We start from the raw sequence: 25,583 nt of genomic DNA on the forward strand, positions 1-25,583 counted from the left end.
CCATGCAGCACCTCAGACGTTCGCCGGAAGAAATCGCCGCCAATCGAGCGCGGTATGAAGACCATCAAAGGAAGGGGCTGGAATTCGCGCCGAAGGCATTGCCGGCGCCAAGCCCGCTTCCCGCCCCGCCCATCGACCCGGCCCTTGTCCTCCACCGCGAGACGCTGCCCGGCGGCTGGTACTGGTCGACGCGTGTCAAGACGGGCGAGACGCTGCGCATCGCGCAGGAGCAGGGCTTTTCCGCCATATCGCTGATTGCCTGGAACGCGGCTGAGACGAGCGAGCGGCTGAACCTTGTCGATACGGTCAAGGTGCAATGGACGACGGCGCTGTCGAAGGGCCGCGTGATCTTTTCCGACATGGGCCGCGTCATGTTCTCGGTGACGGAAGATTCGTCCGGCGCCCATGATTGCCTGATGGGAGGCTCCACCGCCGCCTCCAACGAGGCAAAATATGGCCAAGGCCTGCGCAACAGCCGCGATAACTTCATCCTGCTCGCAACGAAAGCAGGCTTGGATCGGCGCGATATTCCCGCCGCCCTGACGCTTTTCGCGCCCATCCGGGTCGATGCGGACGGCAAGTTCGCGTGGAAGCCGGAACTACTGCACGATGGCGACTATATCCATCTTCGCGCCGAAATGGACATGATCGTCGGCTTTTCCAACTGCCCTCACCCGCTCGATCCAAACCCGCATTACGCGCCGAAACCAGTGACCGTGACCCGCATTGCCGCCCAGCCGATCGCTGAAGACGATCTATGCCGCACGGCCACCGCCGAAGCGGTGCGCGGCTTTGAAAACAATGCATTCGCCAATCTTTAAGCCGGGAGAACGATCATGAGCGATTTCATTCAGACCGCGCCGTCCCGCACGCTCGACAAGGCGGTGCAGGATCATTTCATTGCCGCCGAGGCGCCATTTTCGACGATCGTGCGCAAGGGCCAGACGCTGCGCATCGAGGATAGCTACGGCCAACAAGCGATCGACACGCTGTTCTACAATGCCGGGGATTATTCCGAGCGCTACTCCAACCAGGACACGATGCGCGAACAGGGCGCCGCCTATATCACCGCAGGCACCCGGATCATCTCCAACGAGGGGCGCGTCATGCTGACGATGACCGCCGACAGCTGCGGCCGTCATGACACATCGGCGGGCGCCTGCTCATGCGAGAGCAACACGGTGCGTTTCGGCCACGGCACGAAATATCTTCACGCCTGCCGAGACAATTTCGTGCTGGAAGTCTCAAAGCACGGCATGGGCAAGCGCGACGTCGTGCCCAACATCAATTTCTTCATGAACGTGCCGATCGAACCGTCAGGTGAGATGACGATCGTCGACGGTATCTCCGCTCCTGGCGACTATGTCGAGCTCAAGGCCGAAATGGACGTGCTCCTCGTCATCTCCAATTGCCCGCAGATCAACAATCCCTGCAACGGCTTCGACCCGACGCCGATCCGTGTCCTCGTATGGGACGGTGAGGCCTGAGATGTTCAAGAAAGTATTGATCGCCAATCGCGGCGAGATCGCGGTGCGGATCATCGGAACGCTGCGGCGCATGGGCATTGCCTCCGTGGCCGTCTATTCCGATGCAGACCGTTTCTCAAAGGCATCCCTGATGGCCGACGAAGCCGTCAGGCTCGGCTCGGCGCCGGCCTTGGAAAGCTATCTCAACATCGACGCCGTTATTGCCGCCTGCAAGGCGACCGGCGCCGAGGCGGTGCATCCCGGCTATGGCTTCTTGTCGGAAAACATCGGCTTTGCCGAACGGCTGGCAAAGGAAGGCATCGTCTTCATCGGACCGACGCCGGACAATATCGCCGCCTTCGGGCTCAAACACACGGCGCGCGAATTGGCGCGCACAAGCGGGGTGCCGCTGCTTCCGGGCAGCGACCTTGTCGAAACCAGCGAAGCGGCGCTTACTGCCGCTGCGGAGATTGGCTATCCGGTCATGCTGAAATCGACGGCCGGCGGTGGCGGCATCGGCATGCAGCTCTGCGACGATGCCATGAGCCTCAAGACCGCCTTCGACAGCGTGCAACGCACGGCAAAAGCAAGCTTTGGCGATGCCCGTGTCTATCTGGAGCGCTTCGTATCGAGAGCGCGGCATGTCGAGGTGCAGATTTTCGGCGATGGCAAAGGCCATGTGATCGCGCTTGGCGAGCGCGATTGCTCGTTGCAGCGCCGGAATCAGAAGGTGATCGAAGAAACGCCCGCGCCCGATCTTTCGCCTTCCGTGCGCCAACGTCTGCACGCAGCGGCGGTGGCACTCGGCACTTCAGCCCACTATCGGTCTGCCGGCACGGTCGAATTCATCTATGACCCCGCACGCGAGGAATTCTACTTCCTTGAAGTCAATACGAGGCTTCAGGTCGAACATCCGGTCACGGAGGCCGTCTACGGCATCGATCTCGTCGAGTGGATGATCCGCCAGGCGGCCGGCGAAGAGGTGATCACAGGAAATGACCGGCTTGTTCCCAAGGGTGCCGCGATCGAGGCGCGCATCTACGCGGAGATGCCGCATGCCGGCTTCCGCCCGAGTGCCGGCCTTTTGACCGAAGTTATCTTTCCGGAGGGCATGCGCGTCGACGGCTGGATCGAGACCGGCACTGAAGTAACACCCTATTACGATCCCATGCTTGCCAAGGTGATCGTTGCGGCCGAAGACCGGCCGGCCGCGATCGAGAAACTTAAAACCGCACTTGCGCAAAGCTCCATCTCCGGCATCGAAACCAATCTCGATTATCTGAAGGTGATCGCGGGATCGGAGCTGCTCGCCAGCGGCAAGGTGGCGACGACGGCGCTCAAGGATTTTCCCTTCGTGCCCGACGTCATCGAGGTGGTGGCGCCCGGGGCGCAATCGAGCATTCAAGAGCTTCCCGGCAGGCTGGGGCTCTGGCACGTCGGGGTGCCGCCGAGCGGGCCGATGGACGAGCGCTCGTTCCGCCAGGCAAACAGGCTGGTCGGCAATGCCGACGAGACCGCGGCCCTGGAGCTGACCGTCTCGGGACCGGTGCTCAAGATCTTCTCCGACGTGACGATCGCGCTTGCGGGCGCCCATATGCCGATGACCCTCGATGGCGTTCCATTACCCCATGGTGAGGCGGTCATCGCAAAAGCAGGGCAGACGCTTGCCATCGGCGCCATAGAAGGCCCGGGCCAGCGCTCCTATCTCGCCGTTGCCGGCGGTTTCGCCGCGCCGCTCATGCTCGGCTCCAGGGCAACCTTCGGCCTCGGCCGATTCGGAGGCCATGCGACCGGTACACTCCAGACCGGCCATGTGCTGCGACTGGCACGGACACGGCAGCCTCAGGCCAAGCCTGCGGACATGCCGGCAACCCTCACGCACACCTGGGAGGTCGGCGTCGTCTACGGGCCGCACGGCGCGCCGGACTTCTTTCTGGACGACGATATCGAAACGCTATTTTCGACCGAATACGAAGTGCACTTCAACAGCGCCCGCACGGGTGTTCGTCTGATCGGCCCTACGCCCAAATGGGCACGCAGCGACGGCGGCGAGGCTGGTCTTCACCCCTCCAACCTTCACGACAACGCCTATGCGATCGGCGCGATCGACTTCACAGGCGATATGCCGATCATTCTCGGTCCCGATGGACCGAGCCTCGGCGGCTTCGTATGCCCGGCCGTCCTTGCGCGTGACGAGCAATGGAAGATGGGCCAATTCAAGCCGGGGGACAAAATTCGTTTTCATCCGGTGGCGCGCAAGGACGACGCCATCGCCGGCCCAACGGTTCGCCGTGCGCCCGAAGAGACCGGATCGGCGATCGTCGGCGAGAGCCGGGACGGACCGGTGCCAGTCGTCTATCGCCGGCAGGGCGATGACAATCTGCTCATCGAATACGGGCCGATGACACTCGATATCGCGCTTCGCCTGCGCGTGCATCTGCTGATGCAGGCAATCGTCGAGGCGCGCCTGCCTGGGATCATCGACCTGACACCCGGCATCCGCTCGCTGCAGATCCACTATGACGGGACGACGCTGACCCGCAATCGTCTACTGGGTCTGCTGACGGAGATCGAGGCTACGCTGCCGGCAGCGCATGAGGTGAAAGTCCCAAGCCGCATCGTGCACCTGCCGCTCTCCTGGAACGATCCGCAGGCCGAGCTTGCTATGCGCAAATATCAGGAGCTCGTGCGCCCCAATGCGCCATGGTGCCCTTCTAACATCGAGTTCATCCGCCGCATCAACGGTCTGCCGGACGAGCAGGCGGTGCGCGACATCGTCTTCGATGCCAGCTATCTCGTGCTCGGCCTTGGCGATGTCTATCTCGGGGCTCCGGTCGCCACACCGGTCGATCCACGCCATCGGTTGGTGACCACCAAGTATAATCCGGCGCGCACCTGGACACCGGAAAACGCCGTCGGCATCGGCGGTGCCTATATGTGCATCTATGGCATGGAGGGACCGGGCGGCTACCAGCTCTTCGGCCGCACGATCCAGGTCTGGAACAGCTGGCGGCAAACGCCGGTCTTTGCCAAGGGCAAGCCGTGGCTTCTCAATTTCTTCGACCAGATCCGCTTCTTTCCCGTTACGCATGAGGAGCTCAATGAAGCGCGTGCGGCCTTCCCGCACGGCGGCTATCCGATCAAGATCGAGGAGACGGAATTCTCCTACGCTGCCTACGAGGCCGACCTCGCGCGCGAGGTCGCTGCAATCAGCGCCTTCAAGTCCAGGCAGCAGGCAGCCTTCGAGGCGGAACGGCAACGCTGGAAGGAGCTGGGGCTCGACAGCTTTTCCGTTGACGAAGAGGCAGGCTCTGCCCTTGCCGGAGATATACCGGAAGGTTGCTTCGGCATCGAAAGCGCCGTGCCCGGCAATGTCTGGAAGATACTCGTCGAGGAAGGCCAGCCAGTTGCAGCCGGCGATACTTTGGCCATCATCGAGTCGATGAAAATGGAAATCAACGTCACCGCCCATGCCGCGGGACGCGTCCGCGATCTCCGCGCCGCGCCGGGGCGCAACGTCAAGGCCGGCGACGTTCTCGTCATTCTGGAGGAAATCTGATGCTGCCCACTATCCTCGATCTAACCTCGTTGAAAGAGGCTTATGGAGCAGGTCTATCGCCGCTCGACCTCGTGGAGGAGATCATTACGAGATGCAAGGCATCGGACGATCCAGCAATCTTCATCACGCCGACATCTCCGGAGGCGTTGCGAGCTGCGGCGACGGAATTGCTGGCGACGGCACCGGAGCCCAATAGCCTGCCGCTCTGGGGCATACCTTTTGCAGTCAAGGACAATATCGATGTCGCAGGCCTGCCGACGACGGCCGCCTGCCCGGCCTTTGCCTATCATCCTGAGGAGGACGCGGCGGTGATAGCGCGTCTGAGGGCTGCCGGCGCCATCGTCATCGGCAAGACCAACCTCGATCAATTCGCAACGGGCCTCAACGGCACGCGCTCGCCCCATGGTGCACCCCGCTCCGTTTTCGATCGCGCCTATGTCTCCGGCGGTTCCAGTTCCGGTTCGGCCGTTGCCGTAGCCGCTGGTCTTGCCAGCTTCTCGCTCGGAACCGATACGGCTGGCTCCGGCCGGGTGCCGGCTGCTTTCAATAATCTCGTCGGCATAAAGCCGACGCCGGGCCTCGTTCCCAATGTCGGCGTAGTGCCGGCTTGCCGCAGCGTCGACGTCATAACGGTGTTCGCCGCAACCGTCGGTGATGGCATCGCCGTTCGCCGGATCATGGACGGCTATGACGCACGAGATCCGTTCTCAAGGGACGCAGCTCAAGCAAGCTTGCCGTCGGTGCGCCCTCGCGTCGGCGTGCTGGACGGAGCCGAGCGCGAATTCTATGGCAACAGCCAAGTCGAAGCCCTCTACAATGCCGCCATCGACAGGGCGAGATCGCTCGGCGCGGAGATAGTGCCTTTCGACTACACCCCTTTCCGGCAGGCCGCCGAACTGCTCTACAGCGGCCCCTGGGTTGCCGAGCGCCTGGCGGCGGTCAAGGATTTCCTCGCAAGCAATGCCGGCGATTTCGATCCAACGGTCAGAACCATCATCGAGGGCGCGAAAGGCTACGACGCGGTCGCCGCCTTCGAAGGCAAGTACAGGCTGGAGGCATTGCGGCAAAAGACGAAGGCGGAATGGGAGAAGGTCGATTTCCTCATGCTGCCGACATCCCCGACGACCTACACTGTCGAGGAAATGCAGGCCGATCCGATCGTCAGGAACAGCCATTTCGGCCGTTATACCAATTTCGCCAACCTGCTTGATTGCGCAGCGATCGCCATACCCGCAGGCTTCGACGGCGACGGCCATCTGCCTGCCGGTGTCATGCTCGTCGGGCCGGCCTTTACCGACGATGCTTTGGCGCCTTTCGCCGATGCCATGCATCGCGCGGCAAATAGTGGGATGGGCAAAGATCGCAAGGCGGCACTGCCGGACAGAAGCCGCGTGACACCCGAAGCCGCTGACGTCGTTCCGATCGTCGTTGTCGGCGCGCATCTGACCGGTATGCCGCTCAACCACGAGCTCATCGGAAAAGGCGGATACAGAATAAAGGCGGGCCGAACGGACGGCAGTTACCGGCTTTTCGCCCTGCCCGGGACAGTGCCGCCAAAGCCCGGTTTGGTGCGCGATCCAAACTTTGCCGGCAACGGTATCGAAGTCGAGGTATGGGCGTTACCGCCGGCCGCATTTGCCCACTTCGTCCAGAATATTCCCGCCCCGCTGGGGATCGGCAAGATCCTGCTTGAGGACGGCAGCCATGTTTCCGGATTCCTCTGTGAAGCCCATGCCACAGCCGGCGCCAGGGATATCACCGGGTTTGGCGGCTGGCGAAATTTCATTCGCGCCGCGAATGCCTCGGCTTAAAGGAGATGCGAGATGAGAGAGATACTCCTGCGGGCATTGCAGATCGTCCTTCATGGCCTGATCGCGAGAACCCAGGCAATTGGCAGCCATGCACAGCAAAGCAGCCTCGGAGACCAATAAATACTTTGTACGGGGCGGGTTCACCGATGCCGAAGGGAAAACGCCTACGAGTGAGTGTCGTCATACGAGATGATTGCACTCACTCCGGTCACCACATCAGCATCAGAGCAACATCGACGCACCACGGTCGAGATAGGTATCGAGGAATTGCTCGAGACGAGGATTTCTCGGCTTCTTGAACACTTCTTGGGGCGGCCCGCTAAACAGCACCTTGCCGTGATCGAGAAAGATGATCTGCTGGCCGACGGTCGCAGCGAAACCGATTTCGTGCGAAACGACAACCATCGTCATGCCTTCGGCTGCCAGGTCGCGCATGACGTTCAAGACCTCGCCGGTCAGTTCCGGATCGAGCGATGAGGTCGGCTCATCAAACAGCATGATCTTCGGCTTCAAAGCGAGGGCGCGGGCGATCGCCACGCGTTGCTGCTGGCCACCTGAAAGCTGTGATGGATAGTGCCCTGCTCTGGCTTCGAGCCCGACCTTGACGAGTTGCACCATGGCCGCATCCTCGGCTTGCTTTCGGTTCATCTTGTGAACCATCTTCAATGCCTCGCTGACATTGCCGAGCGCCGTCATATGCGGCCAAAGATTGAATTGCTGGAACACCATGCCGATCTGGGCGCGGATCGAACGATTGGTAGCTGCAGAGATACGTTCACGGCGCCCTTGAGAATCCTCGGCAAAGCCAAGGACCTCGCCGTTGATGGAGATCGTCCCGCGCGTCGCCTCTTCAAGAAAAGCCATGCATCGCAAGAGCGTGCTCTTGCCGGAACCGGATGGACCGATGAGGCAGGAGACCTGCCCCGGCTCGATAGCAAGATCGATGCCGTGAAGGACCGTCGTCTCTCCGAACGTCTTGACGAGATTCCTGACTTCTATAGCGGGGACGCTCATGCGTTGAAAAACCTGAATCTGGAAAGTTTCGTTTCGGCAAGGTTGCCAAGCCAGCCGGTGACTTCGACGAGCACCCAGTAGAAGAGCGCCAGGGCCGAAAGCGCCTCGACGAAGGCATATTGCTGCGATCCGATCGCACTGAGCGTCGCCGTCAATTCCGGTACGGTGATGATGGAGAGGACCGCCGTCTCCTTCATCAGGATGACGGTCATGTTCACGCAGGGCGGCAGCACCAGCATCGTCATCTCCGGCAGGAGAATGCGCCTGATGATCTGCCCGCGCGTCAAGCCGACGCATTCGCCAGCTTCGATATGGCCTTTCGGCACGGCCCGAAATCCGGAACGAAAGATTTCGCTGAAATAGGCTGCGCCATAGATCGAAATGCCGATCAGTCCGGCAGGCACTGGATCGAGCTCGAGGCCGATGAAAGGGCCGCCATAATAGACGAGGAAGATCTGGATAAGAAACGGCGTGCCGCGCAGCACCGCCACGATGGCACCCAGCACCTTGTCGACCAGTATGCCGCCATACTGCCGGGCCACCGCCATCAGGAAACCGATAATGGCTGCGGCAATGGTGCCTATAATCCAGATCATGATCGTTACGCCAGCACCGCTGAGGATGGCGGGCCACTGCCCGATCAGGACGTTGATGTCGAAGGTCATCGCGCTACCCCCGGCAATCTGCTTTCGATCAGGCCGCCAGCAAGCGCGACCACCCAGTTGATCACGAGATAGATAAGGCCGGCCGAGGCGAAGATCTGCAGTGGCAGGAAGGTGCTGCCGGCAAGATCCTGGGCCATACGGGTCAGTTCGACGATACCGACAACGGAGACCAGCGACGACGCCTTCAGAATAAGGATCGCCTCATTGACGAGAGCTGGAAAGGTTAGCCGCAGCGCGATCGGAACCTTGATGCGGCGAAAGATCTGGCGCGGCGTCAGGCCAACCATCTCCGCCGACTCAACAAGGCCAAGAGGCACGCTGGCAAAGCCGCCGCGCAGGTTCTCTGCCTGGTAGGCAGCCGTGCAGAGCGACAGGCCGATGATGGCGGCAACGATGCTTGGCACGTTGAGGCCGACGGCCGGGAGCAGATTGTAGATCAGCAGCAACTGCACCAGCAGCGGCACGCCGCGAAAAAAGCTGATGAAAAACTGGGCAGGTCGCACGAAAAGGCTACGCCCCGTCAGCAACATTCCCGAAATCAGGATCGCAATTGCAAAACCGATAAAGATCGACACAAAGCTGATCGTCACCGTGTAGATGGATGCCTGCACAAGCAATCCAAAGAGCTCGATGGACATTGTTGAGTATTCGCCCGCGTGGTGACCAGGAAGCTGAGATCTCGGCAGTCAGCCGTGCCCGACAACAAAGTGGGCACGACCGGTTTCCGAGGGCTGATCAGAATGCCGGGTCCTTGACGGCGTCAGGAGTATCGAAGCTTGCGCCGAACCATTTCTTCTGCAACGTCGCCATGCGGCCGTCAGCCTTGATCTTCAGCATGGCTGCATCGATGGCGTCCATCAACGGTGCATGATCGGCGTCCTTCAGGCCGATGAAGCCGAAATAGGACTTCTTGCCGAAGGGCGGCAGCACGACTTCGAACGTGCCTTCACGCTGTTTGGCGACGAACGCAATGTTCGGCAGCGAGTTGGCAACGCCGGCGATACGGCCAGCCGCAAGGTCGGCGTAGGATTCCGTAAAGGCTGGATATTCGCGGATATCGACCTTGGTCGGCAGGGTTTCGGAAAACTCCTTCAGCTGATCGAGCTGCGCTGTTGCCTTGCCGACGCCGATCTTCTTGCCGGCGATGTCTTCCGGCTTGCTGATCGTCTTGTCACCGGCCTTTTTCAGGATCGCGATGGTCGCTTCGGCCAAAGGCGGCGTGAAGCGATAGCGCTCCATGCGCTTCTTGGTGATCGTCGCCGGGCCAGCAACGACGTCGAACTTGCCGGCTTCAAGCGCTGGGAAAACGCCGTCCCATGGAAGCGTGACCCATTCGATCTTCACGCCCAACTCCTTGCCGATCTCATCGAAGAGGTCGACGTTCAAGCCGACATGCTTGCCTGCATCGATGAAATCGAACGGGGCGAAGGCTGTCTCGGTGCCGACCTTCAGGGTGCCGGCGGCCTTGACCGCGGCAAGCGTGTCAGCCGCATGGGCCGAAATCGTTGCGCCAAACAAAAGTGCGGCGCCAACCAATCCCTTCAGAAGCGAATTCTTCGTCATGTCTTTCTCTCCAGTTTTGTATCCTTCCTTCGGAAGGTTCAGGTTCCCCAAGCATTGTCCCGTCAGGCCGATTTCTATGACCTTTTTTGTCTATACAAATAGATACAGCCTCGCCTACACTGTCAAACACAAAACATAACGAACGCAAGAATTATGCCGTATGATGCCCGATGGATCTGGCAGAAGCGGTTTTCACGGACATTGAATTCATTGCCGGAGCAAGGCGAGCGTTGGTCCCAATTCATCAGAAAATTCTGAAGGATATCGAAAGCAGGATCGTGAGCGGCATCTGGCCGCCGGGGTACCGAATACCCGTCGAACATGAGCTGCTTAAAGAGTATCGATGCTCTCGGATGACCGTGAACAAGGCACTTTCGACCCTTGCTGAGCGTGGCATGATCATACGTCGTCGCAAGCTCGGCTCCTTTGTCGCTTCGCGGCAAATCGACCGCACGGTCATGGACATCCAGGACATCTCCACAGAAGCGGAGTTGGCGGGACACGAACATAGCCACACGATGCTGATGCGGAAAGTCGAAAGGCTCGATTCTGCCACTGCGATACGGCTTGGCGAAACCGTGGGGGCGGAAATCCTGCGGCTCCACTGCCTGCATGCGGTCGACGGCAAGGCGAATGCGCTTGAGCGGCGCATCATCATGCTGGACCTGGTGCCATCAGCAAGAACCGAGAGTTTCGCTTCGGTACCACCAGGCAAATGGTTGCTGGACATGGTGCCGTGGTCGAAAGCTCGGCATGTCATTCGAGCCGTCTCGGCCGATGCCGCGACGGCTCGTTTGCTTGAGACCGAACGCGGCGAAGCCTGCCTGACGCTCATTCGCCAGACATGGCAGAGCAGCCGCACGGTCACCTATGTCGAGTTCATCCATCCCGGCGATCGTTTCCAGTTTGCCGGCGACTTTTATCCGAATGAGAGAGCTGTTGCCGGTCAACAGTCGCAGGGAGGCGTCTCTTGAACGAGAAGCGGATCAGCAGGACAGTTCCGCTCAAAGGCTTGCAGGCTTTCGAAGCCGTCGGCCGTTGCGGCAGCGTGAGCGCCGCAGCCTTGGAGCTGAAGGTTTCGCCCGGAGCGATCAGTCAGCAGATCCGCAAGATCGAAAGCTTTCTCGGCGTCACCTTGCTCGAACGCAATGGTCGCACAGTGGAGCTCACCCAATGGGGACGGCTCTATCATCTGGAAATATCGAAAGGATTCGAACAATTCGCAGCCGCGGAACAGATCCTGGAACGGGCTCGCAACGAGAATGCCCTGGTTCTCAGCGCGCTATCTTCCGTCGTCAACAAATGGATCGGGCGCCGGATCTTCGACTGGCAGACCCTTCATCCCAATGCGCATGTCAGGATCGTCGGTCGCGACAAGGAACCGCGCATGGGCTTCGACGACATCGATTTCCGTATCAGCTACGGATCGGACGTACTGCAGCATGAACATTATACCGAGCTGTTTCGCGATTGGGTGGTTCCCGCCTGCTCGCCGGCCCTGATCAAGGGCAAAGCGCCTTCTGCGACGCAACTTCTTCAATATCCGCTCCTGCATGTCGAATGGGAGCGGCATTTCACGCCCTATCCAAGCTGGCTTGAATTCGCCGCGAAGACGGGAGCGGCACTCGAGGAAACCGCCGCCGGCCTTTCCTTTACCTTGTCGAGCAGCGCGATCGACGCTGCCGTCAACAAGCGCGGCATCGTTCTCGCACAGATGTCGATGATCGCAGATGAGCTGGAGGCGCAGACGCTCGTCATTCCCGTCGACATACGCATTCCCCTGCGCGAAAGCTACTTTCTCGCCTGGGACCGGGCCGCCTTGGAAAAACCGTACGGGCGCCAGTTTCGCGATTGGCTCGTCGCCATTTCCCGGCAGCAGGGCCTGATGTCGGCGCGCGGATCAACATTTTAGAAAAACTAAAACGGAACTCAGCTGCACGATATTGATGAAATTTTGCGCCTGGCGATAATTTTGCGCATCCGCCTCCAAAACGAGGGCGTGGCCGACATAAAGGGAGAATTCGATGGCACGGACCGACAAGATGAAACTCGGAACTTTCGTCTATACGTTCGGCTTTCATCCAGCCTCCTGGCTGCATCCGGCAAGCAATGTCAACGGCGCCAACGACTTCGCGCATCTGCTCGATGTCGCCAAACGATCCGAGGCGGCGAAATTCGATTTCATGTTCATGGCCGATTCTCCGGCAGCTGCCGTCGGCGATCCGAACGCACTCGCCCGTATTCCCACAAAGATGAATCGCTTCGAGCCCCTGTCGCTGCTCTCGGCACTCGCGGTCACGACCAACGATCTCGGTCTCGTGGCGACAGTCTCGACAAGCTACTATGAGCCCTACAATGTAGCCCGTCTGTTTGCCTCGATCGACCATCTGAGCAAGGGCCGCGCCTGCTGGAACGTCGTCACGTCAGACCATGACGAAACCGGCTACAACTTCAATCGCGAGGGGCTGGATCCGCACGCGCTGCGCTACGAGCGCGGCAACGAGTTCGTCGACGTCGTCTTTGGCCTTTGGGACAGCTTTGAGGAAGGCGCACTCCTTCTCAATCGCGAATCCGGCGTCTACTATGACAAGGACAAGCACCACACGCTCAACCACAAGGGCAAGCACTTTCAGGTTCGCGGCCCCCTCAATATCGCGCGAACGCCACAAGGCCGTCCTATCATCGCCCAGGCGGGCGGTTCTGAACCCGGAATGGATATGGCGGCACGCACCGCCGAGATCGTCTTCAGCCTCGCATCGAACATCGAGCGAAACCGGTCCTTCTACGACAATGTCAAAAGCCGGATGGCGGCCTATGGCCGCGATAGAGACGATCTGAAAATCATGCCGGGCATCGTTGTCAATGTCGGTGAAACCGAGGCCGAGGCAAAGGCGAAGGTGGACTATCTGATCGACAAGATGCATCCCGATGTCGGGCGGTTGATGCTCTCCGAATTCCTGGAAGCGGACCTGCGCGGCGTGGCTCTCGATGCGCCTTTCCCGATGGAGCGGCTGCCGGCGGCGCCAAAAGGATCGCGCGCGTTGTTCGACGAACTGGTCGATTTCGTCAAGAACGGGCACACGGTCGGCGAACTGATCCGGCACTATGCCGAGAAGCACACCGGCAATGGCATAACGGGCACGCCGACCCAGATCGCCGACTACATGGAAGAGTGGTTCGAGACGCGAGCCGCCGACGGCTTTATCCTGATGTTTCCGACCTTGCCGTCCAGCCTCGACGATTTCGTGCGGCTCGTCCTGCCGGAGCTTCGCCGCCGTGGACTGTTCCGCGAGGAATATGAAGGCAGGACCCTGCGCGAAAACCTCGGCATTTCAACGCCGGCAAACCGTTTTGCCAAGAGCTGAGGGCCGGTCCAATGGGTGACGAGGCTCTGATCAGCGATACGGAATTCAGACTATCGATGCGTCACCTGGCCGGTGCGGTCAGCGTGATAACGGTCGGTGACGGCCAAGACCGCACCGGCTTCACCGCAACATCGGTTTCCTCATTTTCGGCCGATCGGCCTTCCGTCATCGTCAGCATCAACAGGACCTCTTCCTCCTGGCCGGCGCTGCAGCGGTATGGCTGTTTCTGCGTCAACGTGCTTGCGGCCGACCAACAGCAGGTCGCGCAATCCTTTTCAGGTATCGACGGACGCAAGGGCGCCGACCGCTACGAGGGTGCCGGGTGGTATCGCCTCAAGACAGGTGCCGCCGCGCTTGAAAATGCCCTGACGGTCCTCGACTGCAAGCTCGAAACCGCATTCCATCACCATTCCCATGCCATTCTGATCGGGCATATCTGTGCGATGGAAATCCGGCAGGACATCGGACCGCTGCTCTACTGGCGAGGCGGCTATCATGACCTTCCGGCGGAGGTTGATGAGCGCTGTCTAGCGTAGACGATCCGGCAATAACCTGATCGAGGCAACATCGACATTGGCAAAGGCAAATCTAAGGTAGCGCTCCTGCCCCTCCCCGAAATATGCCCCGGGAATGCAGACCACGCCGCGTTCCCTCGCAAGTTCTTCGGCCACCTCGGACGACGATCGGCCCTCGAAAGGATGGCGAACAAAGGCGAAATAGGCGCCGATCGCTGCAATCTCCCAGCCAGCCAGCTCGGAAAACGTTCCCCTCATGGCATCGGCCCGGCGAGCAATTTCCAGCCGGTTGCCGGCACGCCAGTCGGCAAGGATAGGCAGAGCCGCCGCGACTGCGATCTGAGCCGAACGCGGGGCGCAGATCTGCATATTGTCCATGACCTTCGCGATCTCTGCGATGAGCCCAGGACCTGCCGTGACGGCACCGAGGCGATGACCGGGGATGCAGAAGGATTTCGAGAAACTGTAGAGAAGAACGAGCGTATCCTCCCAACCCGGCTCCGACAGCAGTGAGTGCGGCCGGCCGTAATCTTCGGCCAGGAAATCGCGGTAGGTTTCGTCAACGACCAGCCAGGCGCCATATTTTCGGCAGAGCCTGAAAAGCGCGTGAAGCAGCTCGGGCGGATAGACTGCTCCGGTGGGATTGTTGGGCGTAACGACGGCAAGCATCTTCACGCCGGCGGAAAGCGCGGCCTCTGCTGAACCAAGATCCGGAAGAAAGCCGGCTGCGGGATCGCAGTCGACCAGCATCCGCTCGATTCCCAGCATCGATAGCGTCGTGTCATGATTGAAATAAAAGGGATTGGTGAGCGCGACCGTATCGCCGGCGCCAGCAAGAGCAATCGCCGTGCACATGAACGCCTGATTGCAGCCGGCCGTGATATGGATATTGCCGGCAGATATCTCCGCGCCGTAGATTTCTACGACATGGGCGGCATAGGCCTGCCGCAGCAAAGGCTCGCCCTCGATCGGGCCGTATCCCGTCATCGCCTGTTGTGCAGCCGTCTCGCCAAGCAGACGCAGCATTTCAGGATGCGCTGGATAGCCGGGAACTGCCTGCGACAGATCAATGAGCGGACCCTTCAATCCCTTGTATTCGCGGCCCCAGGCAACGACGGAAGGGATGGGTGGAGGGGAGAGGCGGGCAACGAGCGAATTGGATTTTGCAGCGGTCATATCGATTTCTCTTTGATACCGATTGCTACAACGATACCAATTGCTTTCTCAACCTCTTTGTTGAGTGATACGGATCTCAAGCGGAGACGCATGCGCATGGTGTGGGACAAGATGCGGCTCGAACAGCTGCGCGCGGAATTTGCAGACAGCAAAGGCGGCGAGATATTCGACGAGAAGTTTCGCAAAGTCGCCGAGAAGATCATCTCCAAGAGCGGCACGAGACTGGCACCCTATGCCGGTGTGCCGACTTTCCTTAGCGCGCCCTACATGCAGGTCGCAGCCGACGAGCCTGATTTCGGCAATCTCCAGGTCGCGATCACGGGAATTCCGATGGATCTCGGCGTCACCAACCGCCCCGGCTCCCGCTTCGGACCGCGTGCCCTTCGCGCCATCGAAAGGATCGGTCCTTACAACCACGTTCTGGGAACAGCGCCCGTCTTCGATCTTCGCGTCGCCGACATTGGCGACGTGCCGTTCCAGAGCCGCTATAGGCTGGAGCTCAGTCACGACGACATCGAAAAGCGTATCGGCCAGATCGTCGACGCCGGCGTCGTGCCTCTCTCGGTCGGGGGTGACCACTCCATCACGCATCCCATCTTGAAGGCGGTCGGTCGGAAGGAACCGGTAGGCCTCATTCATATCGATGCTCACTGCGATACCAGCGGCGCCTTCGATCAGACGAAGTTTCATCATGGCGGACCGTTTCGCAACGCCGTGCTGGATGGCGTGCTTGATCCGACAAGGACGATCCAGATCGGCATCCGCGGTTCGGCGGAATATCTGTGGGAATTCTCCTATAAGTCGGGAATGACCGTGATCCACGCCGAGGACCTCAGCGGAATGGGGATGGAAGCCGTCATCGCCAAGGCCAAATCCATCGTCGGCGACGGCCCGACCTATCTCTCCTTCGACATCGACAGCCTCGATCCGAGCTTCGCCCCCGGCACGGGGACGCCGGAAGTCGGCGGATTGACGACGCGCGAAGTTCTTGAACTGATACGCGGACTGAAGGGCATCAATCTGATAGGTGGCGACGTCGTCGAAGTCGCTCCCCAATATGACGCGACGACCAACACCGCACATGCCGGAGCTCAAGTGCTCTTCGAGATACTGAGCCTCATGGTGTTCAGTCCGTCGATCGGCAACCGCTGAGCATTGTGTTCAGCGAAAGACAATTTCGCTGCATAGGCTGGGTTTTCATGGCGATACGGAACAGACAACAGTGTGCCGGCATCGATCTTCTTGGAACGCATGTCGAATTCTGTTGTCGCACGTCTTTGAGCCAGTGGACATTGGGGTGACGCAATGAGTGATACGTTGGTCTGCACCTCATGCGGATTGGACAAGACCGAATCGATCGTCCACGGAGGCTCATACATACTTCGATGCGCCGCTTGCGGCGAAGCAATGGTCGCAACGTCGTTCATGGCGATGCTCGATTCCGAACACGACTGGGCCGCCTTTGTCGATGCGGGTCCTGGAAAAGTCCCCCAACCGGAGGCGCTCGTCGCGCGTGGACCGCTTCGTGAGATATCGACGGCGATCAAGGTCTCGGCACGTGAGGGAACTCAGATACGCCTGATACTCGAAAGAAAGAATTGACCGTTATTGGGCCTACGCGGCCGTGACGGATTTCATTTCGTCGGCTGCGACCGCGCGGACAATTTATTGCCGTCAGGATCGCGAAGATATGCGACGAATGCTCCGTTCGGGCGCTCGGAGGGCGGACTTTCGATCGCCATGCCACCATGCGCGACACCGGCGGCATGCCACGCCAGAACATGGCCTGGGCTCGCGGCGGCTATACCGATAGTCCCGCCGTTAGCCGCGGTCGCAGGCTTGCCATCGATCGGTTTCGTGATCATCAGCCGACCACCCTCGTGGATATAGACCAGCCTGCCTCGCTCATCCATCTCGCCCGGATTACCACCCAATGCAGCGAATGTGGCGTCGTAGAAGCTTCTGGCTCGTTCCAAATCGTTGCTTCCGATCATGACATGAGTGAACATGCTTCATCTCCGGTAAATACCCAGTAAGTCTCATCCAATGCCACCCCAACCTCGCTACGGGCCAGCCGCAAAGTTCCCGATGGAGAGCGATCTCCTACTCATTCTGCTCATCTCGGCGATGAAGTCGAGGCCTTATCCGCAAATCGAGGATGCGTTTGGATGTAGTGCCAGAGCCGGTTGGCGACGGGTCCGTGCGGGCGGTCGCGGCGACGTGCCGCCACAAGGTCGATATCCATGCCCGGGAAATGCTGTCCCGTGATGGAGAGCAGACGTCCGTCACGCAACTCCTCCTCGATCATGAAGCGGGGCAGATGCCCCCAGGCCATGCCGCGAAGGACGATCTCCTTCTTCATCGTGTGATCGGCAACCGTGCATTGCGGTGCACCCTCGACCACGTAGAAACTGGGTTTTGCAATATCGCGCGCCGTGTCCCGGATGATACATTGGGTCAACCCACGCATTTGTTCGGGAGTGATCGATCGCGAGGGGGCGAATGGCAGGAATCCGGGAGCAACCACCGGCACGAAGGAGATCGCGCCGAGATCGATCCATTCGAGCCGCGGATCGGACTTATCGATCCAATGGAGGATCAGGTCGGCTTCGTCTTCTAAAAGCCGCTCGGATGGTCCGCCGATCGTCTCGAAATGCAGATCGAGCCGCGTGTTCGCACAGCCGGCGAAGAAGCCGCCGAGCAATTGCAGGCCATCATGCAGCGGGCAGGTGTCGCCAAGGATCACGCGCAGGTGCGTCTCCTCTCCCATCGTGAGCTGACGGGCATGCACCCTTAGCGCTTCCATTTCGCCGAGCAGGGCCTGCGCCTTGCGATGAAAGGAGCGACCAGCTTCGGTGAGATCTACCCGATAGCCGGTACGATCGAGGAGGGCGACGCCGAGATTGGCCTCAAGCTTGGCGATCGCTGCAAACACGGCCGTATGCGACCGGTTCAACACGGAGGCCGCCGCTTGAAAGCCGCCTTCGCGGACCACCGCGTCGAAACATTGAATTTCCTGGAGCGTGAATGGCTGCATTGTAGATTCTATTTACAATGACTTTCCAATCTTTTCAATTTTTTTGGAATGAAGAGAGAATTAGCGTCGAACTGTTCTCGACCCCGCCCCGCTTTCCGGAACCAGATTCTGGGGCAATGCGGCAGGTGCCAACAACAAGAGAAGGAGCATATCGATGACGATCAATTCCGCAGAACTCGCCACGCTCAATCCCGAAGAGCCGGCCGCCCTGTCGTTCTTCACCACCGGCGATGGCGTCCGGATCGCCTACAGGATCGATGGGCGGAACGACCGCCCAGCATTAATCCTTGCCAATTCCATTGCGACCACCCTACAGATGTGGGATCTCCAGATTCCCAAATTCGCCGAACACTTTCGGGTCATCCGCTATGATTACCGCGGCCATGGCGGCTCGGACGTGCCGGCTGGCGCCTATTCGGACGGAAGGCTCGGCCGCGACGTGCTGGAGCTGATGGACCGGCTCGGGATTGAGAGAGCGCATTTTCTTGGCCTGTCCCTTGGCGGCTGGGTTGGCCAATGGCTTGCCATCCACACACCGGAACGGATCGACCGTCTGATCCTCAGCAATACCTCTTCCTACCTCGGCCCCGCCGAAACCTTCGACAGGTCGATAGCCGCAACGCTTGCTGCGCCGGACATGAGGGAAGCCGCGGAGACCTTCCTCGGCAACTGGTTTCCGAAAGCGATGATCGCGGCGAACGGAGCGGTTGTTCGCCAGTTCCGAGAGATGTTACTGAACATATCGCGCAAGGGACTCGCCGGCCTGTTTGCCGCCGTGCGCGATGCCGACATGCGCCGTACCAGCGCCCTCATCCAGAGCCCGACGCTCGTAATCGCCGGCGAGTTCGACACGGTCACATCGCACGCCATGGGTGAAGCAATCGCCAGCACGATCCCAGGAGCAAGGCTGAAAACCTTTCCGGCCGTGCACTTCTCCAATATCGAGTTTGCGCAAGCCTTCAGCGAAGAGGTTGTGGCGTTTCTCAACCGGAAATCCGCTTGAAATACTGGTCGAGTCTGCACAGGCACCGCCTGCGAAACCTAGGCAGGCGGCGCTTGTCCAGGCCGAAAACTGCAGGCGAAGGACAAGGCGTCGCGGGTTGACACTCGCTCGATAGTGGCCTTCTTGTTCCGACTTTCGGTTGAGTGTAAGGATGGTGAAGCTTAGGATTGTCTTTACCACGGGGCTCGCCGAATGACTTGGACGTCGCTATGACGCAGGTGCCACATGTCACTTCCGCAGAGCGGATCGGCGTACTCGATGAACTCAGGTTCCTGGCTGCACTTGCGGTGGCGCTCTTTCACTTCGGGTTCCGAGGCAAAACGCTTGGTTTTACCGAGATGAATCTTCCAGACTGGATATCCGTGTTGAAATACGGATATCTGGGCGTGCAGATGTTCTTCGTGATAAGCGGTTTCGTCATCGCCTACTCGGCGGAAGGGCGGACACCGGGGCAATTTGCTATCGCGCGCTTTGCGCGAATTTATCCGATGTTCGTATTATGCATGACATTGACGTTCCTGATCGTCGCCATTTATGGCGCGCCGCAGATCGACGCGACCGTTACGCAATGGGCCGCCAATCTGCTCCTCCAGCCCGGACTGCTGGGGCAAGAGATCATGGACGGCTCCTATTGGTCGATCTCTTACGAGGTCGTGTTTTACGGCTGGGTTTTCGTTCTGATAAAACTGGGCGGTTTCAAGCCCCGGCTGTATCCGGCCATTGTTGTCGGCTGGCTGCTTGTTTCAATAATAGATCGTGCTTTCTTTGCCAATCCTTTGATGCGCCATCTCGCGCTGACCGACGAAAGCGGCTTTTTCTGTATCGGCTTGGTTTTTTATGCCGCGTTTCGCGAAGGCTACACGCTTCGCAATTTCGTTTTGCTTGTCTTATCCGCTGCGGTTGCCCTGTACCAATCCTTGGAAATGACCCAATGGAATCGCGAAAATTACGGTGTGGACTATAGCGATCTGGTTGCTGTCAGTTCCTGTCTTGCCATTGTGGCAATTGTCGCCTTGGCAATAAAGCGACAGCGTTCGCTTTTGCCTGGAGGCATGATGCTCGCGCTTGGCGGCATCAGCTATCCCTTTTATCTACTGCATCAGCACATCGGTTACGTAATCTTCAATAAGGTCGGAGCGACGGCTTCGCCGGAAACCGTTGTGACCATGACCGTACTGCTTCTGATATGCATTTCATACCTGCTTTGGCGCTTCTTCGATGAGCCGTCCCGACGGCTGACCAGGTCAGTTTTGACGCGGCTATTTGAGAATGGATTTTATCTACCTCGGCCGAAGAAAGATATTTCCGGAGCGGAATGAAGATTCGCCGTGCAACGAGACTGTCATGGCAGTCTCCTTCAAAGGGAACTTTCCGCGCTCGTCGGTTCCGCTGGGCGGCCCCTCAGAGCGCACAAAGCAATGCCCATCAACCTTACGGAAAGGCTTCAAAGCGATCGAACGACCTCCACAAGACGCGTCATATCGGTGGGTTTCCCGAGATTGGGCACCTTGGCGAAAACATCATGCCGGGCAAGTTCCGCCGGATCGCTCGCACTGGCGAGAACGAACGGCACGCCCCACGACCTTAAAAGGAGAGCGACGGGCGTGACCTTCTCGCCATTGAGATTGACATCCAGAACAGCAGCGTCCGGACGTTGGCTCTTCAACAATTCAAGGGCCTGATGGACGGAGTTTGCCGGACCCAAGACTTCAAATCCCCCTCTTGTCAAAACACTTTCCAGCTCCATCGCGATAAAGAACTCGTCTTCGACCACAAGAATGATCCTGCGCACGACCTTGCCTTTTTCAGGTTCACTCATAAGCGTTTCCAGGGGAGCTTGATAATGGCTGCCAAACCTTTTGGATCGAAGTTAAGTTCCACAGTTCCTCCAAGATGCCGGGAGGTACCTTCGATCAACTCGGTGCCGTACCCTCTTCGCTTCGGCGGCACGACCTCAGGGCCACCGGTTTCACGCCAATGGCATACCAAGTACAGCCGGCTCCTGGGTCCATCCTCCAATGACCATTGAACGTGCAATTTGCCGTCCGGAACGGATAATGCACCATATTTCAACGCGTTCGTTGCCAGCTCGTGGAACATCATGCTGACTGGCACGATCTCGGAACCCGGCACCTGCACCACCGGACCTTCGCATAGGAGACGATCCATGCCAGGCTCGCCGACCGATTGCCTCATCAGGGTTTTAAAATCGCTTGCTTCGTTAATGGCGGCGATCTCCTGGGCATGAAGCGTGACTTCGAGCCGCCCCAGGAAACGATCACGGTAATCAATGCCTGTGAGATCTTCAGCATCCATGTGCATCGCAAGCGACCGCACGATCGCGAACAGATTCCTCATACGGTGGCGGGTTTCGGAAACGATGAAATCCTTCTCGGCATCGTGGCGCTGCCTTTCCGTCACATCGTCGAAGAGAACAAGGATATGGGTGCTGTTGTCATCCGGATGCACGAGACGGCGCGCATCGACGAGGAAGGTGCGCCGGCCGATGGTTGGGAAGTCGTGGACCACTTCGTAGCCAATGACGGCTGCCGCTTTTGGTATAACCGCCGCGATCAGCTGTCGGAGTTCGGCAATATCCCACTGACCATTGCCGAGATCAAAGAAACTCTCCCCCAGAATATCATCGCGCTCGAGGCTGAAGGTTTTCAAGAATGCATTGTTTGCGGTTGAGACGCACAGGTTCTGATCAAGGACGATGATTGCCTGCGTCATCGTATCGACCACGCCTTGCGCCTGGACGTGCCCGCTCCTCAATAGACGGTACAGGTCTTCCAGCATCATTCCCGGCTCCTCTCCGCAGCATCCGAAGGACTTCCCAGGTTTCCTAATAGAAGTAATGGCGTGCTGAGCGCCGGCAAGGCGCGGGATCAGAGAATATTGTCAAAGCAATGAGCTGTCGTTCAGGGCCTTATCTCAGCAAGGGCGTCAATGAATGAGTAAAGATGCAGCTCTTTTCGCTAAGCTGCACTTTCGTCAACACATCAGGATTGAAGCCGAACACGACCTCACGGACATGGAACTATGCGTCCGCCGGCATTGGGGACACGGCGCTGTAGAAGAATACTGAGCACGAGGTCCTTGTCGGACCTTCGACACCCGCTGTCCGCCATGTCTCTATGAATGGGTGGGGAAGGATGGCAAGGCGACTTACGTCGCCAACGCCCAGAACCACGTCCGCTGCGAGACCTGCGATATCGAGGATACGAACCGGCACGTCAACCGGCTCCCCGCCGGATGGCGAAGGACAAGTTTTTGGGAGTATGTGATACCGACGATCCGCCTCTCGGCATATGTATGGACCGATCTACAGGCCGGCCAACGCTTGATCGATCGCCGCCATCACATCTGCTCGCAAGGGTCCCTTTGCCAGGGCACCGGCGTTTTCCTCGACTTGAGCAACTGTACGGAAGCCGGGAATTGGTAGCGTGCGGGGCGAACGCGCCAATAACCAGGCAAGCGCACCCTGCGTAAGCGTGCGTCCGTCCTCGGTCAGCAGATTACGGACCGCCTCCAGGCGAGCAGCAAATTCAGGCGCGATCCTGCCGTCTTTGAAGTAGACCATCCAGTCGAGGCTCGCACCGCGCACATCCTTCTCGCCGATAGCCTTGTCAGGCGTGAACTTGCCGCTAAGCAGCCCCATGGCAAGCGGACCGCGATTGATGGAAATCAAGCCGTTGCGCTCGATGACATCGATCATCGCCGGAACCGGCTCGAAGACATTCATCGTATGTTGAACCGAGACGAACCCTGCGCGATGCACATGACATGCCGCACGATCCGGGTGGTCAGTGCTCCAGCCGAAGGCATCAATCTTGCCTTCAGCCTTGAGCGTTTCGAGTGTCTCAAATACTTCGTCAGACGCTTCAAGCGGAAAATCGTTGAGATGGAACTGCAGCAGATCCAGACGATCGCGGCGCAGACGGCGCAACGATGTCTCGGCGGACCGCCGGATAAAGGCGGGATCGGAGAAAGCGCCTGTCGCTTGCTTGGTCTTCTCGTCCGTCGCGAAGCCGAATTTGGTGGCGATGATGATATCGTCTCGATTGCCGAGCGCCCTGCCGACCACCTCTTCAGAATGCCCAGCCCCGTAATTCGAGGCAGTGTCGAAGAAGCGAATGCCGAGATCCACCGCCCGGTCGATAGCACGGATCGATTCATCGTCATCGACTTCGCCCCAGCCGAGAGGCACGTCACCAGCGTAAAATGGTCCGCCGATTGCCCAGCATCCCATGCCAAGTCGTGGAATTTCCCGGTCATTCCAGAGCGTTATTGTGGTCACGCTATCGGCTTTGGTCAACATGTCATCCTCCACGATCATCCACCGTTGCAGGCAGACATAAGCAGAGATGCCTGAGTGATAAACAGCCAAATCTGCAGGGTGTTTTTCAGACATGAAAAGCAATTGGCTCGATCGGTCCGAGGGACGACACAACCAAGACGGAGTTGAAGCCAGAGAGCCCCGCGGCAGCCGTCGCATTCATCATTCTTTCACAGCACCGGTCATCGACGAAACGTAGTAGTCGACGAAGAAGGAGTAGAGAATGACGACCGGCAATGAACCGAATAATGCGCCGGCCATGAGCGACCCCCACTCGAAAACATCGCCGCGAACCAATTCCGTCAGAACACCGACCGGGATTGTTTTGTTTTCCGACGATTGAATGAAAGTGAGCGCGTAGATGAATTCGTTCCAGGACAGCGTAAAGGCGAAGATGCCGGCCGAGATCAGTCCGGGTACCGCCAGCGGCAGAATGATTTTGACAAGGATCTGCCAGCGGCTGGCGCCATCGACCAGCGCGCTTTCTTCCAGCTCGAAGGGTATCGACCTGAAATAGCCCATCAACAGCCAAGTGCAGAATGGAATGAGGAAGGTTGGATAGGTGAAGATGAGAGCAAGTCTGGAATCGTAAATTCCCAGCTTGAAGACGATGAAAGCCAAAGGAATAAACAGGATCGAAGGCGGAACGAGGTAGGCCAGAAAAATCAGCAGCCCGATCGAACGAGAGCCGGTAAAGCGCACGCGCTCGATTGCGTAGGCGCCAAAAATCGACGCCAGCAGCGACAGCGCCGTCGATCCCACCGCCACCAATATCGTATTCCAGAGCCAGCCCGGATAGGACGTCTCCAAGAACAGGTACTTGATGTGATCAAGCGTCGGCTCCACGACCCAGAAGGGGCTGTAGTTATTGTAGTCGGTCAGCTGCGCGTTCGGCTTGATGGCCGTTATGGCCATCCAGTAGAAGGGAAACAGAAGAACGAAGACAAAGACTGCCATCGGCAGATAGAGCATGACGATACGGCGAGGCAGGCGGTTCAGATAGCCCATGCCTTGGATGTCGTCGGTCAGAACGGCATTGGCCGTTTCGGTTTTGATGGTCATCGCGTTCTCCCAATCTCAGTCCTGTCCGCCCTGCTGCCATTTGCGGCGCTGCAGACCGAAGAAGCTGAACATGATGGCGGCAAGCAGGAAGGGGATCATTGCCACCGCGATTGCCGCACCCTCGCCGAGCTGACCGCCCGGGATGCCGCGCTGAAAGGAAAGTGTCGCCATCAGATGTGTCGCGTTGACCGGCCCGCCCTTGGTCAGCACATAGATCAACTGGAAATCCGTGAATGTGAACAGCACGGAGAACGTCATCACAACGGCGATGATCGGCGTCAACATCGGCAGCGTTACATACCGGAAGCGCTGCCAACTTGTGGCGCCATCAAGGGACGCCGCCTCCTGAAGCGAAGCGGGAATCGTCTGCAGGCCGGCAAGCAGCGAGATCGCGACGAAGGGAATGCCGCGCCAGACATTGGCGATGATCACCGAGATCCGTGCATTGGTCGGATCGCCAAGGAAATTGATCGGACTATGGATCAGGCCAATTTTCATCAGGGACCACGAGATAATGGAAAACTGGGAGTCGTAGATCCACCAGAATGCCAATCCCGAAAGTACCGTCGGCACGACCCAGGGCAGGAGCACGATTGCCCGGAAGAATGATTTGAACGGGAGGTGCTGATTGAGAAGCAGAGCCAACCAAAGGCCCAGCACGAATTTCAGGACGGAAGCTACGAAAGTGTAGAGCAAGGTATTGAAGACCGACAGCCAGAAGACGGAATCATTGGCCAGGTATTGATAATTCTCCAAGCCGATGAAACTGCCGGCGCGCCCGATCCGCGTGTCCGTGAAGCCAAGCCAGACCCCAAGTCCCAGTGGGTAGGTGAGAAAGCAAACCAGAAAGATGGCTGCCGGCAACATGAAGAGGAAGCCGAGCATATTGTTGTTCTGCATGAGCGATCTGATCGGGCCGCGCGTCGTATCGCCGGATGTCACGGTCGACATGGCATTATCTCCTGATGAACGGTCGCAGCATGCCGGCGCCGGCATGCTGCAGATCTT

At 58.9% G+C, this 25,583-nt stretch carries 24 protein-coding genes and 1 pseudogene; 13 read left to right on the top strand and 12 right to left on the bottom strand.

All coding sequences use genetic code 11. From position 1 onward, the window contains the following. Positions 1 to 2 precede the first annotated feature (2 nt). Genes RTCIAT899_RS29740 through atzF form a run of 4 tightly spaced genes read left to right on the top strand, consistent with a single transcriptional unit; the run spans position 3 to position 6,836 of the window. Positions 3 to 821: an urea amidolyase associated protein UAAP1 gene (locus RTCIAT899_RS29740; protein WP_015343547.1), complete on the top strand. Its 819-nt coding sequence runs from the start codon at positions 3 to 5 to the stop codon at positions 819 to 821. A 15-nt stretch (positions 822 to 836) separates the two neighbouring features. Continuing rightward, positions 837 to 1,487, top strand: coding sequence for an urea amidolyase associated protein UAAP2 (locus RTCIAT899_RS29745; protein WP_015343548.1), 651 nt, complete (start codon positions 837 to 839; stop codon positions 1,485 to 1,487). 1 nt (position 1,488) lies between these two features. Further along, positions 1,489 to 5,025 (top strand): urea carboxylase, encoded by a 3,537-nt coding sequence (uca, locus tag RTCIAT899_RS29750; RefSeq protein ID WP_015343549.1) that lies wholly within the window; start codon positions 1,489 to 1,491, stop codon positions 5,023 to 5,025. After that, positions 5,025 to 6,836 (top strand): allophanate hydrolase, encoded by a 1,812-nt coding sequence (atzF, locus tag RTCIAT899_RS29755; RefSeq protein WP_015343550.1) that lies wholly within the window; start codon positions 5,025 to 5,027, stop codon positions 6,834 to 6,836. Before uca ends, atzF begins: the two co-directional genes overlap by 1 nt. 222 nt (positions 6,837 to 7,058) lie before the next feature. Here the strand turns inward: atzF and RTCIAT899_RS29760 are convergent, their stop codons facing one another. The 4 genes from RTCIAT899_RS29760 to RTCIAT899_RS29775 form a co-directional block, all read right to left on the bottom strand. Next, the gene (locus tag RTCIAT899_RS29760) at positions 7,059 to 7,850 is read right to left on the bottom strand and encodes an amino acid ABC transporter ATP-binding protein (RefSeq protein WP_015343551.1); all 792 of its coding nucleotides are present in this window, start codon (positions 7,848 to 7,850) and stop codon (positions 7,059 to 7,061) included. After that, on the bottom strand, positions 7,847 to 8,515 hold the full coding sequence (locus RTCIAT899_RS29765) for an amino acid ABC transporter permease (protein ID WP_015343552.1): 669 nt from the start codon (positions 8,513 to 8,515) through the stop codon (positions 7,847 to 7,849). The genes RTCIAT899_RS29760 and RTCIAT899_RS29765 overlap by 4 nt, the downstream gene beginning before the upstream one ends. Beyond that, positions 8,512 to 9,153 carry an amino acid ABC transporter permease gene (locus RTCIAT899_RS29770; RefSeq protein ID WP_015343553.1) on the bottom strand — a complete coding sequence of 214 codons (642 nt, stop codon included), beginning with the start codon at positions 9,151 to 9,153 and terminating at the stop codon, positions 8,512 to 8,514. Before RTCIAT899_RS29770 ends, RTCIAT899_RS29765 begins: the two co-directional genes overlap by 4 nt. Before the next feature lie 97 nt (positions 9,154 to 9,250). Continuing rightward, positions 9,251 to 10,078, bottom strand: coding sequence for a transporter substrate-binding domain-containing protein (locus RTCIAT899_RS29775; protein WP_015343554.1), 828 nt, complete (start codon positions 10,076 to 10,078; stop codon positions 9,251 to 9,253). Between the two features lie 230 nt (positions 10,079 to 10,308). Between RTCIAT899_RS29775 and RTCIAT899_RS29780 the strand changes: the two genes are divergently transcribed. From RTCIAT899_RS29780 to RTCIAT899_RS29795, 4 genes are all read left to right on the top strand, one after another. After that, positions 10,309 to 11,052: a UTRA domain-containing protein gene (locus RTCIAT899_RS29780; RefSeq protein WP_041678475.1), complete on the top strand. Its 744-nt coding sequence runs from the start codon at positions 10,309 to 10,311 to the stop codon at positions 11,050 to 11,052. Then, the gene (locus RTCIAT899_RS29785; RefSeq protein ID WP_015343556.1) at positions 11,049 to 11,990 is read left to right on the top strand and encodes a LysR family transcriptional regulator; all 942 of its coding nucleotides are present in this window, start codon (positions 11,049 to 11,051) and stop codon (positions 11,988 to 11,990) included. The genes RTCIAT899_RS29780 and RTCIAT899_RS29785 overlap by 4 nt, the downstream gene beginning before the upstream one ends. A 112-nt stretch (positions 11,991 to 12,102) precedes the next feature. Then, complete coding sequence (locus tag RTCIAT899_RS29790) at positions 12,103 to 13,443, top strand: LLM class flavin-dependent oxidoreductase (protein WP_015343557.1); 1,341 nt, start codon at positions 12,103 to 12,105, stop codon at positions 13,441 to 13,443. Between the two features lie 11 nt (positions 13,444 to 13,454). Then, complete coding sequence (locus RTCIAT899_RS29795) at positions 13,455 to 13,979, top strand: flavin reductase family protein (RefSeq protein WP_015343558.1); 525 nt, start codon at positions 13,455 to 13,457, stop codon at positions 13,977 to 13,979. Here RTCIAT899_RS29795 and RTCIAT899_RS29800 read toward each other — a convergent pair. Next, positions 13,971 to 15,134 carry an aminotransferase gene (locus RTCIAT899_RS29800; RefSeq protein WP_015343559.1) on the bottom strand — a complete coding sequence of 388 codons (1,164 nt, stop codon included), beginning with the start codon at positions 15,132 to 15,134 and terminating at the stop codon, positions 13,971 to 13,973. The genes RTCIAT899_RS29795 and RTCIAT899_RS29800 overlap by 9 nt on opposite strands. Before the next feature lie 96 nt (positions 15,135 to 15,230). Between RTCIAT899_RS29800 and speB the strand changes: the two genes are divergently transcribed. Together speB and RTCIAT899_RS29810 are read left to right on the top strand one after the other, a co-directional pair. After that, positions 15,231 to 16,286, top strand: coding sequence for an agmatinase (gene speB, locus RTCIAT899_RS29805; protein WP_015343560.1), 1,056 nt, complete (start codon positions 15,231 to 15,233; stop codon positions 16,284 to 16,286). A gap of 153 nt (positions 16,287 to 16,439) precedes the next feature. Further along, complete coding sequence (locus RTCIAT899_RS29810; RefSeq protein ID WP_015343561.1) at positions 16,440 to 16,736, top strand: hypothetical protein; 297 nt, start codon at positions 16,440 to 16,442, stop codon at positions 16,734 to 16,736. Between the two features lie 32 nt (positions 16,737 to 16,768). Here RTCIAT899_RS29810 and RTCIAT899_RS29815 read toward each other — a convergent pair whose 3' ends face one another. Continuing rightward, positions 16,769 to 17,143 carry a VOC family protein gene (locus tag RTCIAT899_RS29815; protein WP_015343562.1) on the bottom strand — a complete coding sequence of 125 codons (375 nt, stop codon included), beginning with the start codon at positions 17,141 to 17,143 and terminating at the stop codon, positions 16,769 to 16,771. 107 nt (positions 17,144 to 17,250) lie between these two features. After that, positions 17,251 to 18,171: a LysR family transcriptional regulator gene (locus RTCIAT899_RS29820; protein WP_015343563.1), complete on the bottom strand. Its 921-nt coding sequence runs from the start codon at positions 18,169 to 18,171 to the stop codon at positions 17,251 to 17,253. Between the two features lie 154 nt (positions 18,172 to 18,325). On the opposite strand from RTCIAT899_RS29820, the gene RTCIAT899_RS29825 reads away from it, so the two are divergent. Together RTCIAT899_RS29825 and RTCIAT899_RS29830 are read left to right on the top strand one after the other, a co-directional pair. Beyond that, positions 18,326 to 19,174 (top strand): alpha/beta fold hydrolase, encoded by an 849-nt coding sequence (locus tag RTCIAT899_RS29825; RefSeq protein WP_015343564.1) that lies wholly within the window; start codon positions 18,326 to 18,328, stop codon positions 19,172 to 19,174. Between the two features lie 209 nt (positions 19,175 to 19,383). Continuing rightward, on the top strand, positions 19,384 to 20,493 hold the full coding sequence (locus RTCIAT899_RS29830; RefSeq protein ID WP_015343565.1) for an acyltransferase family protein: 1,110 nt from the start codon (positions 19,384 to 19,386) through the stop codon (positions 20,491 to 20,493). A gap of 125 nt (positions 20,494 to 20,618) precedes the next feature. Here the strand turns inward: RTCIAT899_RS29830 and RTCIAT899_RS29835 are convergent, their stop codons facing one another. Together RTCIAT899_RS29835 and RTCIAT899_RS29840 are read right to left on the bottom strand one after the other, a co-directional pair. Continuing rightward, entirely contained in the window at positions 20,619 to 20,993 is a 375-nt protein-coding gene (locus tag RTCIAT899_RS29835) for a response regulator (RefSeq protein ID WP_015343566.1), read from the bottom strand. Next, positions 20,990 to 21,976 carry a sensor histidine kinase gene (locus RTCIAT899_RS29840; RefSeq protein WP_015343567.1) on the bottom strand — a complete coding sequence of 329 codons (987 nt, stop codon included), beginning with the start codon at positions 21,974 to 21,976 and terminating at the stop codon, positions 20,990 to 20,992. The genes RTCIAT899_RS29835 and RTCIAT899_RS29840 overlap by 4 nt, the downstream gene beginning before the upstream one ends. A 328-nt stretch (positions 21,977 to 22,304) precedes the next feature. On the opposite strand from RTCIAT899_RS29840, the pseudogene RTCIAT899_RS34690 reads away from it, so the two are divergent. Then, a pseudogene (locus RTCIAT899_RS34690) lies at positions 22,305 to 22,619 on the top strand (4Fe-4S dicluster domain-containing protein); the annotation flags it as partial. Here the strand turns inward: RTCIAT899_RS34690 and RTCIAT899_RS29845 are convergent. The 3 genes from RTCIAT899_RS29845 to RTCIAT899_RS29855 all read right to left on the bottom strand — a co-directional run bounded on the left by RTCIAT899_RS29845 (position 22,500) and on the right by RTCIAT899_RS29855 (position 25,526). Then, positions 22,500 to 23,495, bottom strand: a complete 996-nt coding sequence (locus RTCIAT899_RS29845; RefSeq protein ID WP_015343569.1) for an aldo/keto reductase — start codon at positions 23,493 to 23,495, stop codon at positions 22,500 to 22,502. The pseudogene RTCIAT899_RS34690 and the gene RTCIAT899_RS29845 sit on opposite strands and share 120 nt — an antisense overlap. A 180-nt stretch (positions 23,496 to 23,675) precedes the next feature. After that, entirely contained in the window at positions 23,676 to 24,575 is a 900-nt protein-coding gene (locus RTCIAT899_RS29850) for a carbohydrate ABC transporter permease (protein ID WP_015343570.1), read from the bottom strand. Between the two features lie 15 nt (positions 24,576 to 24,590). Beyond that, entirely contained in the window at positions 24,591 to 25,526 is a 936-nt protein-coding gene (locus tag RTCIAT899_RS29855) for a carbohydrate ABC transporter permease (protein WP_041678257.1), read from the bottom strand. Positions 25,527 to 25,583 lie beyond the last annotated feature (57 nt).

It is taken from the genome of Rhizobium tropici CIAT 899 (assembly GCF_000330885.1).
GTDB lineage: Bacteria > Pseudomonadota > Alphaproteobacteria > Rhizobiales > Rhizobiaceae > Rhizobium > Rhizobium tropici.

Coding starts and splice junctions, on each gene's coding strand:
- RTCIAT899_RS29740 (WP_015343547.1), top strand. CDS start 3: ATGCAGCACCTCAGACGTTCGCCGGAAGAAATCGCCGCCAATCGAGCG.
- RTCIAT899_RS29745 (WP_015343548.1), top strand. CDS start 837: ATGAGCGATTTCATTCAGACCGCGCCGTCCCGCACGCTCGACAAGGCG.
- uca (WP_015343549.1), top strand. CDS start 1,489: ATGTTCAAGAAAGTATTGATCGCCAATCGCGGCGAGATCGCGGTGCGG.
- atzF (WP_015343550.1), top strand. CDS start 5,025: ATGCTGCCCACTATCCTCGATCTAACCTCGTTGAAAGAGGCTTATGGA.
- RTCIAT899_RS29760 (WP_015343551.1), bottom strand. CDS start 7,850: ATGAGCGTCCCCGCTATAGAAGTCAGGAATCTCGTCAAGACGTTCGGA.
- RTCIAT899_RS29765 (WP_015343552.1), bottom strand. CDS start 8,515: ATGACCTTCGACATCAACGTCCTGATCGGGCAGTGGCCCGCCATCCTC.
- RTCIAT899_RS29770 (WP_015343553.1), bottom strand. CDS start 9,153: ATGTCCATCGAGCTCTTTGGATTGCTTGTGCAGGCATCCATCTACACG.
- RTCIAT899_RS29775 (WP_015343554.1), bottom strand. CDS start 10,078: ATGACGAAGAATTCGCTTCTGAAGGGATTGGTTGGCGCCGCACTTTTG.
- RTCIAT899_RS29790 (WP_015343557.1), top strand. CDS start 12,103: ATGGCACGGACCGACAAGATGAAACTCGGAACTTTCGTCTATACGTTC.
- RTCIAT899_RS29795 (WP_015343558.1), top strand. CDS start 13,455: ATGGGTGACGAGGCTCTGATCAGCGATACGGAATTCAGACTATCGATG.
- RTCIAT899_RS29800 (WP_015343559.1), bottom strand. CDS start 15,134: ATGACCGCTGCAAAATCCAATTCGCTCGTTGCCCGCCTCTCCCCTCCA.
- speB (WP_015343560.1), top strand. CDS start 15,231: ATGGTGTGGGACAAGATGCGGCTCGAACAGCTGCGCGCGGAATTTGCA.
- RTCIAT899_RS29810 (WP_015343561.1), top strand. CDS start 16,440: ATGAGTGATACGTTGGTCTGCACCTCATGCGGATTGGACAAGACCGAA.
- RTCIAT899_RS29815 (WP_015343562.1), bottom strand. CDS start 17,143: ATGTTCACTCATGTCATGATCGGAAGCAACGATTTGGAACGAGCCAGA.
- RTCIAT899_RS29820 (WP_015343563.1), bottom strand. CDS start 18,171: ATGCAGCCATTCACGCTCCAGGAAATTCAATGTTTCGACGCGGTGGTC.
- RTCIAT899_RS29825 (WP_015343564.1), top strand. CDS start 18,326: ATGACGATCAATTCCGCAGAACTCGCCACGCTCAATCCCGAAGAGCCG.
- RTCIAT899_RS29830 (WP_015343565.1), top strand. CDS start 19,384: ATGACGCAGGTGCCACATGTCACTTCCGCAGAGCGGATCGGCGTACTC.
- RTCIAT899_RS29835 (WP_015343566.1), bottom strand. CDS start 20,993: ATGAGTGAACCTGAAAAAGGCAAGGTCGTGCGCAGGATCATTCTTGTG.
- RTCIAT899_RS29840 (WP_015343567.1), bottom strand. CDS start 21,976: ATGATGCTGGAAGACCTGTACCGTCTATTGAGGAGCGGGCACGTCCAG.
- RTCIAT899_RS29845 (WP_015343569.1), bottom strand. CDS start 23,495: ATGTTGACCAAAGCCGATAGCGTGACCACAATAACGCTCTGGAATGAC.
- RTCIAT899_RS29850 (WP_015343570.1), bottom strand. CDS start 24,575: ATGACCATCAAAACCGAAACGGCCAATGCCGTTCTGACCGACGACATC.
- RTCIAT899_RS29855 (WP_041678257.1), bottom strand. CDS start 25,526: ATGTCGACCGTGACATCCGGCGATACGACGCGCGGCCCGATCAGATCG.